Source organism: Halobellus marinus, assembly GCF_032113415.1.
GTDB classification, from domain to species: domain Archaea; phylum Halobacteriota; class Halobacteria; order Halobacteriales; family Haloferacaceae; genus Haloquadratum; species Haloquadratum marinus.
This window is the reverse complement of sequence record NZ_CP134946.1, coordinates 2,416,856-2,431,319: the sequence shown is the minus strand read 5'-3', so window position 1 is coordinate 2,431,319 and position 14,464 is coordinate 2,416,856. Positions and strand designations below refer to the sequence as shown.

At 64.6% G+C, this 14,464-nt stretch carries 16 protein-coding genes; 11 read left to right on the top strand and 5 right to left on the bottom strand.

The features are described 5' to 3' along the window. The first annotated feature begins 33 nt into the window (after window positions 1-33). Window positions 34-717 (top strand): SCO family protein, encoded by a 684-nt coding sequence (locus RJT37_RS12125; protein ID WP_313684776.1) that lies wholly within the window; start codon window positions 34-36, stop codon window positions 715-717. 2 nt (window positions 718-719) lie between these two features. Further along, entirely contained in the window at window positions 720-1,556 is an 837-nt protein-coding gene (locus tag RJT37_RS12120) for a sulfite exporter TauE/SafE family protein (RefSeq protein ID WP_313684774.1), read from the top strand. Between the two features lie 39 nt (window positions 1,557-1,595). Here the strand turns inward: RJT37_RS12120 and RJT37_RS12115 are convergent, their stop codons facing one another. Next, entirely contained in the window at window positions 1,596-2,108 is a 513-nt protein-coding gene (locus RJT37_RS12115; RefSeq protein ID WP_313684772.1) for a winged helix-turn-helix transcriptional regulator, read from the bottom strand. Between the two features lie 115 nt (window positions 2,109-2,223). Continuing rightward, window positions 2,224-2,556 (bottom strand): DUF7471 family protein, encoded by a 333-nt coding sequence (locus tag RJT37_RS12110; RefSeq protein WP_313684770.1) that lies wholly within the window; start codon window positions 2,554-2,556, stop codon window positions 2,224-2,226. A 135-nt stretch (window positions 2,557-2,691) separates the two neighbouring features. Here RJT37_RS12110 and RJT37_RS12105 point away from each other — a divergent pair, with 135 nt between their 5' ends. From RJT37_RS12105 to RJT37_RS12065, 9 genes are all read left to right on the top strand, one after another. Further along, entirely contained in the window at window positions 2,692-3,702 is a 1,011-nt protein-coding gene (locus RJT37_RS12105; RefSeq protein ID WP_313684768.1) for a zinc-dependent alcohol dehydrogenase, read from the top strand. Window positions 3,703-3,750: 48 nt separating this feature from the next. Then, entirely contained in the window at window positions 3,751-4,167 is a 417-nt protein-coding gene (locus RJT37_RS12100; protein WP_313684766.1) for a 6-pyruvoyl trahydropterin synthase family protein, read from the top strand. Further along, window positions 4,164-5,033 carry a class I SAM-dependent methyltransferase gene (locus RJT37_RS12095; RefSeq protein WP_313684765.1) on the top strand — a complete coding sequence of 290 codons (870 nt, stop codon included), beginning with the start codon at window positions 4,164-4,166 and terminating at the stop codon, window positions 5,031-5,033. Before RJT37_RS12100 ends, RJT37_RS12095 begins: the two co-directional genes overlap by 4 nt. 137 nt (window positions 5,034-5,170) lie before the next feature. Then, window positions 5,171-6,172, top strand: coding sequence for a DUF7544 domain-containing protein (locus RJT37_RS12090; RefSeq protein WP_313684764.1), 1,002 nt, complete (start codon window positions 5,171-5,173; stop codon window positions 6,170-6,172). Window positions 6,173-6,429: 257 nt separating this feature from the next. Beyond that, window positions 6,430-7,026, top strand: coding sequence for an NADPH-dependent FMN reductase (locus tag RJT37_RS12085; RefSeq protein WP_313684762.1), 597 nt, complete (start codon window positions 6,430-6,432; stop codon window positions 7,024-7,026). 86 nt (window positions 7,027-7,112) lie between these two features. Next, window positions 7,113-7,700: a thymidine kinase gene (locus RJT37_RS12080; protein ID WP_313684760.1), complete on the top strand. Its 588-nt coding sequence runs from the start codon at window positions 7,113-7,115 to the stop codon at window positions 7,698-7,700. Between the two features lie 13 nt (window positions 7,701-7,713). Then, window positions 7,714-8,316, top strand: a complete 603-nt coding sequence (locus RJT37_RS12075; RefSeq protein WP_313684759.1) for a YIP1 family protein — start codon at window positions 7,714-7,716, stop codon at window positions 8,314-8,316. A gap of 75 nt (window positions 8,317-8,391) precedes the next feature. Next, window positions 8,392-10,539, top strand: a complete 2,148-nt coding sequence (locus RJT37_RS12070) for an OB-fold nucleic acid binding domain-containing protein (RefSeq protein WP_313684758.1) — start codon at window positions 8,392-8,394, stop codon at window positions 10,537-10,539. Between the two features lie 133 nt (window positions 10,540-10,672). Beyond that, window positions 10,673-12,355 (top strand): tRNA uridine(34) 5-carboxymethylaminomethyl modification radical SAM/GNAT enzyme Elp3, encoded by a 1,683-nt coding sequence (locus RJT37_RS12065; RefSeq protein ID WP_313684756.1) that lies wholly within the window; start codon window positions 10,673-10,675, stop codon window positions 12,353-12,355. A 260-nt stretch (window positions 12,356-12,615) separates the two neighbouring features. Here the strand turns inward: RJT37_RS12065 and RJT37_RS12060 are convergent, their stop codons facing one another. The 3 genes from RJT37_RS12060 to RJT37_RS12050 form a co-directional block, all read right to left on the bottom strand. Then, window positions 12,616-13,167 (bottom strand): GNAT family N-acetyltransferase, encoded by a 552-nt coding sequence (locus RJT37_RS12060; protein ID WP_390209029.1) that lies wholly within the window; start codon window positions 13,165-13,167, stop codon window positions 12,616-12,618. A gap of 174 nt (window positions 13,168-13,341) precedes the next feature. Beyond that, window positions 13,342-13,536, bottom strand: coding sequence for a cold-shock protein (locus tag RJT37_RS12055; RefSeq protein ID WP_311172251.1), 195 nt, complete (start codon window positions 13,534-13,536; stop codon window positions 13,342-13,344). 126 nt (window positions 13,537-13,662) lie between these two features. Continuing rightward, entirely contained in the window at window positions 13,663-14,394 is a 732-nt protein-coding gene (locus RJT37_RS12050; RefSeq protein ID WP_313684753.1) for a DUF7847 domain-containing protein, read from the bottom strand. Between the last annotated feature and the right edge of the window lie 70 nt (window positions 14,395-14,464).

Here is a 14,464-nt window from a genome sequence, read left to right as displayed (position 1 = left end):
GGCATTTGCCCTGAAACTACCTACGTTCGGACGATGCGACGACGCACGTTTCTCACGACGGCAGCGGGATCAGGGCTCGCAGCATCTGCAGGGTGTCTCGGCAGCGTCGGGGCCGTCCTCGGCGACGGTTCGCAGCACACCGTCCTGGGAAAGCCGGAGACGCAGCCGACTCGAAGCGCGAACCTGCCGTATCCGGCGTACGGCGAAAAGCTGCCGGACGCCACGCTTCCAGCCGCGATCGCCGATCGGACCGTCTCCGTCGGCGATCTGGAGACGGCGGTGGTGATGACGTTCTTCTACAGCCACTGCAACACGGTCTGTCCGTTTCTGATCTCATCGATGCGGAAGGTGCAGACGAACGCAATTGAAGGAGGGTACGGGGATCAGGTGACGTTCCTGCCCGTGACGTTCGACCCGGCGCGCGACGACGCAGAGCGCCTCCGCGAGTACGCGGAGATGATGAATGTCGACCTCGACGCGGGCAACTGGTATTTCCTCCGGCCTGACGACCACGAGCACGCGAAGGAGGTCGTCGAGGAACGATACGGCGTCACGTTCGAGAAGACCGGCGCTACCGACAGCAGTATGTATATGTACAACCATCTCGGCCTCCTCCTGGTCGTCAACGCCGAGGGCTACGTGGAGCGTGCCTACACCGGCGACGATCCGAAGGGAACCCGCGTGTGGTCCGCACTCGAGACGGTGCTTCAGGCGTGACGGTGGGACCCGTATTGCAGGCCGGCGGTACCTGTGTCGCCCCGGGCGCAACTCCGACGACTCGAACGGTCGAACTCGGACTCTTCGTCCTCGTAGGACTGTTCGGGACGGGCCACTGTCTCGGGATGTGTGGACCGCTCGTATCCCTGTACGCTGACCGAATGGAAGACGATACCGACGGCCCGGCCGCTCGCCACGGCGACTTCCTGACACTGTTCGCCGTCCGACAGCACCTCCTTTTCAACGCAGGCCGGATAGCGATCTACACGATCCTCGGAGCCGTGTTCGGGCTCGTGGGCGCGCTCCTGTTCACGTCGGCGAGGACCTCGCTCCCGTTCGGAGACGCGATTCGCGCCACCGCCGGTATCGCTGTCGGGGTCGCGATCATCGCCGCCGGCCTCGGATACCTGTCTGGCGGCGGGACGCGCCGTCTCGGCGGGCTCCCCCTGGTCGATCGGGTGTTCCAGCGTGTCCACGCGGTGCTGTCACCGCGGATCGACGAGTGGGTCGGGTCCAAGCGGATCTTCGCCCTCGGCTTCGTCCACGGTTTCCTGCCGTGTCCGCTGCTCTATCCGGCGTTCCTGTATGCGTTCGGCAGAGCCGATCCCTCGTCCGGCGCAATCTCGCTGGCGGCACTCGGCGTCGGAACCTTTCCGGGGGTGTTTCTCTACGGGACACTGTTTCAGTCACTGGGGACGCAAAACCGTCGCCTCGTCCACCGGGCACTCGGGGCCGTCTTCGTCGTTCTGGGGGCTCACACGTTGTTCACCGGCCTCCGACTGTTCGGGATTGCGGCTCCGCACCTGTTCGGGATTCCACACTACCAACCGCTCCGGTGAGGGCCCCGCCCTCTCGGGCCACCTGGTGACCCGCGGTCGTCAGTCAGCGAAGAGGTCGTCGACCAAGACCACGAAGCGATCGATGAGCCGGTCCGGCAACGATGGCTCGATAGCAGCTAACAGGTCTGCAGTCGCCTCCGGGTCCGAAACCGAGAGTGTGACTCGGTTCCCCTCACCGTACTCCTTGTCGATGAGGTCCTGCTCGCGGAGCCGATCGACGTGATATTCGACCGTGGCGCGTGCGATGCCGACGTCGTCCGCGACGTCGTCCGGATGTGCCGGACCCTCTTCCAGGAGGACAAAGAGAATTTCCCGCGCCGTCTCCCGGCACAACAACGCGAGTGCGCTCCGTTGCCACTCGTCGTAACTGGGCGGGTAGAAATGCGTTCGGCCGTACAGTCGCTTTCGGGCGAGCGCGTCGCCGCGAACGAGCTTCCGGACGTGGTACTGCACCTGACCGGTTGCGAGGTCCAGTTCGCGGGATAGTTCACTGAAGTGCGCTCCTGGGTGCTCCGCAACGTAGGTCTCGATCCGCTGGCGCTGAGGATGCATAGCTGAGAGGGTGGTTTGCGCTGTGGGACTGCTACCGATATTAGCGGCCGAGTGAACAAACCCCGGTTGTTGATTCCCAGTCGCTGGGATTCGGCTGTGTCTCACTGACAGTGTCTCACCGAGTGTGATAGACCGCATACAGGACCAGTACCGCCACGAGGAAATCCAGCGAGTGGCTGAGGAGGTGATGGATCGTCATCGGAAGGAGTCCGTACGCCGTGGCGAGGCCGACCCCTGTACGAACGACTAGCGCTCCCAGCGCCAGCGTGATCAGGAGGTAGTGGAACTCGCGCCGACGCCGGTACGCGACGACGCCGAGGAGAAACACGACCAGCGTGCCGATGCCGGCCAGCAGGATTCCGGCGAACAACACCAGCGCGTACTGCTGGTCTATCCACTCCGCCGGGAGGAACGCGAACGCAGCGATCGAAGCGGGTGTCACGCTCACAGCCAGCGGTACTGGCAGCACCGGTTAAATTATTCCGTTCGTTGGGAGCGTAGCGGGATTGGCCGACAGTATGATAATCACTTAGGATAGTAGATTCTCTATCGTCTATCGGTATCCGTTCGCTCGTACCAAGGAATGAACCGGAATTCGCTCTACTTCACTGGTGAAACCGAGGCCGCGATCAAATCGACGCCGCTGGAACCGGAGGTCGAGGAGGTCGTCGTCGAAACCCGCGTATCTGCCATCAGCGCCGGCACGGAGTTGCTCGTGTACCGGGGCGAAGCCCCGACGGATCTCCCAGCCGACGAGACGCTCGAGGCACTCGACGGCGACCTCTCGTTTCCGGTCGCCTACGGCTACGCCGCCGTCGGCGACGTCGTCTCGACCGGAAGCGCGGTCGACGACCGGTGGCAGGGGCGGACCGTGTTCGCCTTCCAACCGCATCAGACGCGATTTTCGGCCGATCCCGAGACGCTGATTCCCGTTCCGGAATCGGTCAGTCCCGAGGAGATGTCCCTGTTTCCATCCGTCGAGACGGCGACGTCGCTCGTCCTGGACGGTCGCCCGCGGGTCGGCGAGGAAATCGTCGTCTTCGGGGCCGGCGTCGTCGGACTCTGTACGATCGGCATCCTCTCGTCGTTCCCGCTGGCTCGCCTGATTGCGGTCGAACCGCTCTCGAATCGCCGGGAGCACGCCCGTGAGATGGGCGCCGACGTCGCCGTCCCGCCCGATGCACTCGACGACGTGCTCGAATCGAGTGCCGGCGACTGCGACGGCGCCGACCTGGTGTATGAACTCTCCGGGCACCCGGCGACCTTGGACGACGCTATCGGCGCAACTGGCTACGACGGCCGCGTGATCGTCGGATCGTGGTACGGCGAGAAACCCGCGATGCTCGATCTCGGGACGTCGTTTCACCGGGACCGGATCTCGCTTGAGTCTAGCCAGGTGAGCACACTCGCCCCCGAATCGCGTGGCAGGTGGACCAGATCGCGCCGTGCCGAGACCGCAGTGAATCGACTTCGAGACCTGGACGTCGGATCGCTCGTTACCCACCGGTTCCCGTTTTCCGAAGCGCCGGAGGCGTACCGACTGCTCGACGAGCGTGACGACGACGTCCTACAGGTCCTGCTCACGTACTCCTGAACAGATGGTGGCGACAAATACAACCGCGCTTCCCGCGCGTAACACACGATGACCCATCCGACCGACACCTACGAACTGACCGTCACGAGAGAGTTCATCGCACAGCATTTCCTCACCGTCCCGGATCCCGGACCGGAAGGGGAAGTCAACAGCCACCACTTCACAGTGGAGTTGCGCTTCGCCGGCCCGGAGCTCGGCGAGTACGGCTATCTGGTCGATATCGACGCCGTCGAGAGGATTCTGGACGACCTCGAAGCGCGCTACCGGGACACGCTGCTCAACGATCTGCCGGAGTTCGAGGGGTTGAATCCGAGTATCGAGCACTTCGCGCGGCTGTTCGGCGACCGCGTCGCAGCGGCGCTCGAGGACCCGACACCGAGGCGTCTCACCGTTCGGATCTGGGAAGACGACGTCTCGTGGGCGAGTCACACTCGCCGGCTCGATACCGACGGCCACGACGAATGACGCACGCGCGACCGCGGTACCTGGAGGCGAAACGCTCGGTCGACGACCGCGCGCTCTCCCGACGGGTGCGAAATCGGCTCCTGGAGACGCTTCCTGCCGATCCCCGCGTCCTCGAAGTCGGATGCGGAACGGGAGTATCCGTGCCCCGACTCCGTTCGTGGGGCGTCGACGCGGGACAGTACCGCGGTGTCGATACCGACGAGGGGGTCGTCGCCTTTGCCCGCGACGTCCGGCCGAAGACGCTTCGATACGCCGACGATGGTGTCGAGGTCGGGCTGGCTGCTCCCGACGCCGATTTCACGGTCGCAGATCTCTCGGTTCGCTTCGAGGTGGGCGATGCACTGGCTGCACTGGACGACGCCACTGATGTCGACCTGGTGATCGCGGGGGCGTTCGCGGACCTGGTTTCGCTCTCGCGACTCGTTCCGGCCGTCGGGTCCGCACTCCATCCCGGCGGACTGGCGTATTTCCCGATCACGTTCGACGGCGGCACGATATTCGGGCCGGCGCTCCCCGGGGACGATGCCGTCGAGCGTGCGTATCACGAGGCGATCGACGCTCGGTCCGGCCGGGACGTCCGCGCCGGTCGCCACCTCGCGGAACGCCTGAACGACCGCGACGGCGACCTCCTCGCGATGGCGAGTTCCGACTGGGTGGTCCGACCGCACGGATCCGAATATCCGGCCGACGAGCGTCACTTCCTCTCCCGAATTCTGGGATTCGTCGAGGAGGCAGTTTCGGCGGCTGATCGACCCGTCCAAGGGTTCGACTCGTGGCTCGCGACACGGCGGGAACAGCTCGCAACCGGGGAGCTGTTCTACGTCGCTCACCAGTACGACCTGCTTTATCGATCTGCGGAGCGGTGAGGCAGATCGGATCACAAGTATTATTTGATCTGTGACAAGTAGCACAGATCGATGCCCCTGGTTGGTCCCTCCCCCCGCGAACAGCGACGAAAGCAGACCGAACCGCTCGATGAGCGGTTCTCCCGGAGGCGAAATCGATGAGCCTCCACGCCGTCGAGGCCATCGACGACGCCGTCGACGCGACGCGAGCGTTCCTCTGGCCATTCGACCGCGGGCGATGGGGGCGGCTGGCGCTGATCGTCTTTTTCGTCGGCGGCGCCGGCGGCTTTCCCGGCTTTCAGTTCAGCGGCGGTTCGCCCGGGGGAACGAGTCCCGAGGCGCCGAGCGTTTCCAACCCGGCGGATGCCGTCTCCTCCATCGGCGGGCCGGAACTGGCCGTGATCGCCGCCGTTTTTGGAGTGGTTTTGCTACTGGTGCTCGGATTCGCCTTCGTCGGCTCGGTGATGGAGTTCGTGCTGTTCGAGTCACTCCGCCAGGAGTCGGTGACGATCCGTGAGTACTGGCGTCGACGATGGCGGCAGGGCGTGCGCCTCTTCGGATTTCGAATCCTCCTAGGGGTGCTCACCCTGGGGACGTTCGGCGCCCTCGCGGTCGCTGTCCTGAGCCCGGTCGTCTTCGGTGATGGGGGTCTCTCGATTGCCCTCTTGGTGGTGGCACTCCCCGTCTTTCTCGTGGTGCTCCTTGTGAGCAGTCTCGTCGACGGATTCACGACGGTCTTTGTCGTTCCGGTGATGATCGTCGAGGATCGACGGCTCCTGTCGGCCTGGCGCCGATTTTGGCCCACGCTCACGGAACACTGGAAGCAGTACGCCGCGTACGTGGTGCTCCGTTTCGTCCTCGGAATCGTCGCCGGCATCCTGACCGGAATCGGGACCGTCCTGGGCGCGATTGCGATCGGGATCCCGCTCGGCATCGTCGCCGCCGTCGGCGTCGGTCTGCTCGGCGTCGCGGAGATTATCGGCTGGGCGGTGATCGCGCTCGTGGCGGCTCTGTTCGTGCTCGGACTGCTGGTGATCGGGCTGCTCGTCGCCGTTCCGGTGAAGACGTACTTCCGCTATTACGCGCTGTTCGTTCTCGGGGACACGAACGACGCGTTCGATCTGATCGCCGACCGGCGGCGGACGGTCCGGAGCGAGTAACCGGTGATCGCCTTTCGGACCGCTACTGGGAGTCTCGGAGGCTGACAGGCGGCGCATTACCCAGATTGCCGCGACGGCGCGCCACACACCCGCCCTGACCGTCGCGGCCACTCTTCAGATCACAGGCCGTCTGCCTCGGAATCACACAAAAACGTTTGGCGCTCGTAGTTCGTCAGTACCGCGAGTATCTCGGTACCCACACCCACCGGCCTCATAGTCGACGGTGGATTATTGACGGATCGGTTCGACGGACGGGTATGTCGGAGACAACGACTTCAGAGAGCATTCACGTCGTTGCCGTCTGTGGCAGCCTGCGCGACGGGAGTTACACGCGACGTGCACTCACACGCGCGCTCGACGGAGTGCGTGCGGCGGGCGGGACCGGCGAAGTGCTGGATCTCAGACAGTACCGGCTGCCGCCGTTCGACGCGGACGAGGAACGCCCCGGTGACAGCGTCGCAGTCGTCCGTCGGATCCGGGAGGCTGATGCCGTCCTGCTCGGAACGCCGATGTATCACGGCTCGTATTCTGGGGTTCTCAAGAACGCCCTGGACTACTGCGGTTTCGACGAGTTCGAGGGCAAGACCGTCGGACTCCTCGCGGTTGCCGGCGGAGGATTTCCGGTCGCGGCCCTAGAGCATCTCCGGTCGGTCTGCCGCGCTCTCGACGCGTGGGTGCTTCCCCATCAGGCGGCGTTGCCGAACGTCTCCGCGCAGTTCGACGAAGCGGGGATCGTCGACGAGGGACTCGACGAACGAGTTCGGATTCTTGGGCGCCGCGTGGTCCAGTACGCCCGGATCGAGCCCGACCCCTCGACGTTCGAAGCCGACGAAAACGTGGGGGCAGACGGATGAGAGTCGCCGCTGGCAATGCTGCGTACCGGGGCCGACTGACCGCGAATGAACAACGGTTTTGCCCCTCGGTCGCGGTCTGACATCGTATGCACGCTATTACGAACAGCGGGTGGATCGAGGTCGTCACCGGCTCGATGTTCTCCGGCAAGACCGAGGAGATTCTCCGACGCCTCCGGCGCGCTGAAATCGCGGGGCAGGAGATCGCCGTGTTCAAACCCGCCGTCGACGACCGGTACGGCGACACCTCCGTCGGCTCGCACGTGGGGCGTCAGTGGGAAGCGGACGTCGTCCCCAGCGAGGGCGAGGGCGTCTGGCAGATCCGCGAGGGGCTGAACGGCGAAGACGTCGTCGCCGTCGACGAAGCCAATTTCTTCGGCCGCGAGTTGGTCGACGTCTGTCAGCAGCTCGCCGACGACGGCCGCCGGGTTCTGGTCTCCGGGATCGACCAGACCTACCGGGGGGAGCCGTTCGAGCCACTGCCGCAGTTGATGGCCGTCGCGGAGTACGTCGACAAACTGCAGGCGATCTGTTCGGTGTGTGGGGAGCCGGCGACCCGGAACCAGCGACTCGTAGAGGGTGAGCCCGCTCACGCCGACGAACCCACTATCGTCGTCGGCGCCGACGAGTCCTACGAAGCGCGCTGCCGGAACTGCCATTCGGTCCGGCGAGGATGAGGGGGCGGAAGCCGTGACAACCTGGGTCGAGAACCCCGAAGGCGGCCGAGAACGTGGTCCACGCGGGCTCCTCCGTGCGTGGATCGAAGTGTTAGTCCGCCCGCGGCAGTTCTTCAGGAACGGCGTCGCCCCCGGGGATCAGGCTCCAGGACTGGTCTTCGCAGTCGTCGTCGCCACCGTATACGTGACCGGTCTCTTCGCCTTCACCCCCGAACGGATCCCGAATCTCGCCGGTGGCTCGGCGGTCTCCGCGGGGATTTCACTCGTCGCAGTCGCCCTGCTGATTGCTCCCGGAACGCTCCACCTGACGGCGGCACTGCAGACGATTATTCTGATCGTAACAGTTCCGGATCGGGGCGGCGTCTCCGAAACGGTGCAGGTGATCGCCTACGCCGCCGCACCCTGTGTAATCGCCGGCATTCCGTCACCCGCACTCCGGGTCGTCGTTACCCTCTATGCGGGTGCGCTGCTTGTGGTCGGTCTGCGAGAAGTACACGAGACCACGACGCTGCGAGCCCTGATCGCTGCGACCGTGCCGGCGACGTTACTCTTCGGCACCGTCTTCGGCGGTATTCCTGCGTTTGAGGATCTCATCCGATCGATTGGACTGATCTGACACGTCTGGAACCCCTGTGCAACTGACGAGCGGGATTCGACAACCGTTTTAGGCGTGGCATATTTGATACACCCAATGGATTGGATTACGCACGACGAGGACGTTTGGTTCGATTTCAGGGGCAATTCGCCCGAGCAGCTCACGCCCGGTCGCTATTACAAGGGAACTGTGGACGGTTTCGCGGAGTTCGGTGTGTTTGTCGACCTCGCGCGGGGAGTCACCGGCCTGCTCCACCGTAGCGAACTCGATCGCCGCCTCGAGACGCTCGATTGGGAATCCGGAGATACAGTGTTCGTCCAGGTAAAGAACGTCAGAGACAACGGGAACATCGATCTCGGCTGGTCGATCCGCCAGTCAGAATCGGAGTTCCGCGGGGCGCGCGTTCACGATCCCAACGGTGACGCCGACGGCGAACCGATCGAAAGCGAGGAGGACGATAGCGGACCGAAGCCCGTCAAGAAGACGCCGAAGGGCGTCTCGACGAAGTCGCGGAGCCAGTCCCCGTCGACCAGCTCCGATACCGGCGACGACGATACGACGTCAGCCTCTGTTGCTCCGGCCACCAACGGAGAGCAAACGGAAGCGGTGACCACGAGCGGCGACGCCGAGGCTGACGATGACGGATTCGAGTTCGAGACGGAGGCGGCCGATGCCGAGTCCGCTGTGAGCGACGAAAGCGACGAAAGCGACGAACCACAGTCGCAGGAGCGCGAGGCCGACGTCGAACCCGAGCGCGTTTCGGTCGATTCGCTGGGCGACCGTGTCGACGACCTGGTTCGGATCGAAGGCGAGGTCGTCGGTGCCCGACAGACCGGCGGCCCGACGATATTCGAGATTCGCGACGAAACGGCAGTCGTCGACTGTGCCGCGTTCGTCGAAGCGGGCGTCCGCGCGTACCCTGACGTCGAAGAGGGAGACATCGTGCGCCTCGACGGCGAAGTCGAGATGCGCCGCGGTGAACTCCAGGTCGAAACCGAAGACCTGACTCCACTCGAGGGCGACGAGGCCGAGACTGTCGAGACGCGACTCGCAGACGCGCTCTCGGAGAAGGCACGCCCCGACGAGGTCGAACCGCTCGGCGACCACGACGCGGTGGCCGCCGTCACCGATCAACTCACCGACGCCGCCGAGGCGATCCGGACTGCCGTGCTGCAGTCGCGGCCGATCGTGGTCCGACACGCTGCCACAGCGGACGGATACGTGGCCGGCGCAGCCATCGAGCGCGCGACGCTGCCGTTGATCCGCGAGGAACACGCCCGCGCGGACGCCGAGTACCACTTCTTCACGCGCCGGCCCCTCGACGACCCTGTCTACGGGATGGACGCTGCCACGAGCGACGTCACGCGGATGCTCCAGGACTCGGAGCGCCACGACGAGAAACTCCCGCTCGTGGTTCTCGTCGGGGTTGGCGGGACCACAGACTCGCTGGACGGTCTCGGCCTGCTCGGGGTCTACGGCGCCTCCCGCATCGTCGTCGACGCCGAGACGGTCGATACCGAAATCGTCGACGAGGCGAGCGTCGTCGTCTCGCCGAGCCTCACCGACGTCGCCGCCGGCGACCTCTCGACGGGCGCCCTGGGCGCGAATCTCGGGGCGGCCGTCAATGCCGACGATCGGGCGGAGTTCGCCCACCTCCCCGCGGTGAGCTACTGGACGGAGACGCCGACGGTGTACGCCGAACTCGCCGCCGAATCCGGGTACGACGCCGATCGAACCCGCGAACTGCGTGAGGCCATCGCCCTGGAAGCGTACTACCAGTCCTACCAGGACAAACGCGAACTCATCACCGACCTCCTGTTCGATGACGACGGCGGACTCGCCGGCCACGTCTCCGAACAGTTCCGGATCAAACTCGACGACGAGGTCGAGACGGCGGAGGCAAACCTCGAATACCGTGAGATCGACGGGAGAGAGGTTGCTGTCCTCGACGCCGATTCCTACAGTCACAAGTACGACTTCCCGCCGACGTCGCTGCTCGCGGATGCGCTCCACCGGAACGCCGACGAGAGTCGCGCGGCAACCGTCGTCTACGCCACGGACGAACTGTTCGTCCGGACTTCGGACGACGTCGACGTCCGCGCCGCTGCGGCAGATGCGAGTGCAGCCGTTCCCGAAGGCGGCGTAACCGCGGTCGGGATCCGACAGAATCGCGTCGAGTTCCTCTCGGGTGCCCGCAGAGCCGTCGTCGACGCCGTCGCTGAGGCTGTCATCGACCAGCTGTAAGCCGGCTCTTTTCGGTTTACCGGTCTCGCTTTCGCCGTTTTCGATTCCCCGGAGCGACACGCTTAACCCCGAAACGGGACGAGAGTTGGCTAATGAGTTACCGTCACCCGGGCTATACGGAGGTGAGCCGCCAGTGAGCACTGACGCGGATACTGACCCGGATGCGGAACCGGACCCCACGGAGACGGACGCGTTCCGCCGCACCTGCGAGGATCTCGTCGAGCGGATCCTCGACGGCGACGTCGACCGCGAAAGTCTGGAGTCAGCGAAACTCGACGCGTGTTCGACGCACTCCTCGCCGAAGGTTCCGAAGAACACGGCGATCCTCCAGCACGCGCCCGACAGTCGCCGCGAAGAAGTGAAGAAAGTCGTCCAGCGGAAGCCCGTGCGGACAGCCTCCGGCGTCTCGCCGGTGGCCATTATGACCTCGCCGCATATGTGCCCGCACGGGAAGTGTCTCTACTGCCCGGGTGGCCCGGCTTCGGAGTTCGACTCCGCGCAGTCGTACACCGGCCACGAACCTGCGGCCGCCCGCGGCGAGCAGAACGATTACGATCCGTACGGCCAGGTGACGCTCCGGCTCGAACAACTCAGACATATCGGCCACCCCGTCGACAAGGTCGAACTCATCCTGATGGGCGGGACGATGACGGCGCGGAGCCACGACTATCAGGAGTGGTTCGTCAAGCGCGCTCTCCAGGCACTGAACGACTACGATCTCGACTCCCAGCCGGATCCCGCGGAGGGCGAGTCGTTCAAGCCAGACCCCGAGAATACCGAATTTAGGTATCTGGAGGACGTAATCGCCGAAAACGAGACGGCCGACATCCGGAACGTCGGGACGACGTTCGAGACCAAGCCGGACTGGTGTGATCCCGAACAGATCGATCGAATGCTGGACCTCGGCGCGACGAAGGTCGAAGTCGGCGTCCAGACGACCTATGAACGCATCAACCGCGAGATGCACCGCGGCCACGGCGTCGACGCCTCGATCGAGGCTAACCGGCGGCTTCGGGACTCGGGATTCAAGGTCGGCTTCCATATGATGCCGGGACAGCCGGGAATGACGAAGGAGATGATTCTCGAAGACTTCCGGCAGCTGTTCGAGCGGGAGGAGTACCGCCCGGACTACCTGAAGATCTACCCGACGCTGGTCGTTCGCGGGACACGGGTGTACGACCAGTGGCGCCGCGACGAGTTCGAGCCACTCGGCAACGAGGAGGCAGCGGAGATCGTCGCCGAGGTGATGGGAATGATCCCCGAGTACACGCGTCTGCAGCGCGTCCAGCGGGACATCCCCGCGGACTTCATCGACGCCGGGGTCTGGAAGTCGAACCTCAGACAGCTGGCCGCCCAGCGCGCCGAAGAGAAGGGGATCGAGTCCCGCGACATCCGTGCCCGCGAAGCCGGGATGAACGAGGTCGACCCCGATCCCGAACGGGTGGAATTGAACGTCACGACCTACGACGTCGCCGGCGGGACCGAACACTTCCTCGCGTTCGAGGATCCGATCGAGGACCTGCTGGTCGGGTTCTGCCGGCTCCGCTTCCCGAACGATCCCGTCAGGCGGGAACTCGAAGACGCCGCGATCGTCCGCGAGCTACACGTTTACGGCAGCGAGGCCGGGATCGGTACCGGCGAAGGGGAGTGGCAGCACAAGGGGTACGGCCGGCGACTGATCCGCCGCGCCGAGGAGATCGCCGCCGACGCGGGCTACCGGAATCTCGCGATCATCTCGGGGATCGGCGTCCGCGAGTACTACCGGAAGAAACTCGGGTATCACCAGGACGGGCCGTACGTCTCGAAGCGGCTCTGATACTGAGTACTCTCACGTTTTTTCGCCGAGCGCCATCCCGTTGACGGCGCTCGGCGGGGAGAGACGAGGGTAACCATTCTGATGGGGGGCGAGCAGTCGGCACGGCAGCAGTCGGGCGAGTCCCCGATTCCCCACGTCGGCGTGCCGAACAACCGCGACACGACGCGGGGCAGTCGTCAGGTCACACCGACCTTGCTCGCGTCTCCGCTTATAAACTCTCAGCCGACCACGTCTTCGGACTACCTGGCAGCAACTCCCGTTCAGGATGTTTCGTCTCGAAGGGACTTGTCCATCGCGATGTGCGGAATCCCAGCCTCCTCGAACTCCTCGCCGTACGCTTCGTAGCCGAGGCGCTCGTAGAACTCCCGGACGTGTGTCTGCGCGTTGAGAACGAACCGTGTGTATCCCGCCTCACGGCCCCACGATTCGACAGATTCCATTATTTGCCGCCCCCAACCCTCGCCGCGACTGTCCGCCGCGACGGCGACCCGTTCGACCTTGGCGGTTTTCGGATCGTCGGACGTCGACGGGGCGTCTCCCTTCCCGGCCACCGGTCGGATCCGGGCTGCACCCACGACATTCCCACCGTCGTACGCGACGAAGTGCGTGGCCGGGGCGTCAGGATCGTCGTATTCGTCGTACTCGATCGATTCGTCGACGCCCTGCTCGGCGACGAACACCCGCTGTCGGACTGCGAAAGCGTCGTCGCGCTTGGCCTTCGTGTCTGCGACGAACACGCCAGTGCTGTCGGTCGCAGTACTGGCGCCGGAGCCGTGAGTCGTTCCCTCGTCCGATCCGTTCTCGGCGGTCACATCGGGGAGAGCGCACGCAGTACACTGAGCGTTTCGACTCCGCGCTCTCGGTGCAGGCCAGCCAGCGAACTACCGTCCTCGATGTCGACGCAACTGTTCGCTGTGATCACTGTCGACGTAGCGTCTGGAAAAGTGGTGCCGTCTGCTGTCGCCTTCCGGCGACGGAAGCCGGTGTTAGTTACGGACGACGTTCGTCGCGCGCGGGCCCTTGGGGGCCTGCTCGATGTCGAAATCGATGTCCTGTCCTTCTTCGAGATCCGGTCCGCCAACGTCCTCCATGTGGAAGAAAACGTCATCGTCCGAGTCGTCAGTCGAAATGAAACCGTAGCCGCCAGTGTCGTTGAAGAAATCAACCTTACCGTTTGCCATTGCAAACAAACGTACGCCCGGTTCCGGTATAACGCTTCCGAGGGTAACGCTACCACGACCGTCGGTTTCGTCGTCATTTGCGACGGCAGTGCGGGTTTGTCACCGATTTCTCCGATATTGAGGCCTTCAGTATTGATCAGTCGTGTGGTGGCCCTCGGTCGCCGTTCCAGAGCGGCCGGATGGACCGACACCTCCATCACGAACCTGAAGGTAGGCCTCCGCCATAATCCCGTAGAGCACGACGAACAGCGCACTGCTGATAGTGTTGGTGGCGATTTCCGAAACGGCTGGCGAAGCAGCCAGCTCGAACACCGCTCCCACGGCTCCCACCACGCCTCCGATGACGCCCGACAGCAGCACGATGACCCCGAGTTTGATCCGGTGTCCCCGCGAGAGGCTCCAACTCCGCTTCAGCGCCGGAATCGCCCGGCGGTCCTCGACGCCGACGGCGAAGATGAAAAACAGGAAACAGGCGCCCAGGAACAGCCCCGGGAGGACGAAGAACACGAGCCCGACGGAGACCGCGAGCCCGACGACGAAGCCGCCGCCGATCATCGAGACCGATGCGCGGCCGACCCGCCGCGTGTATAGCTCGCGCGGTAGCGTCGCGAGTTCGGTCGTCGGGCGAGCGAGCGCGCGCGAGACGACCACAAAGAACGCGGAACTGAGGAGGGTCGTGAGTACGAACAACAGTGCACCGGCGGTTCCGGGGATCGGAAGCGTCAGCCCGATCATCCCTTCCAACTGGCTCGTTGCCTCCGGCGGAAAGAATCCGAGAAGGGCGGTGTTGATCGAGACCTGAGTGAGAAACTGGATCGCCAGCAGACCGGCGAAGAGCAGCAGACCGGTTCGGCTCACTATGCGACTGAAACCGTCAGCCAGTGTCCGACCAATTCGGATCGACATACGTCGGATAGGGATGCGGACC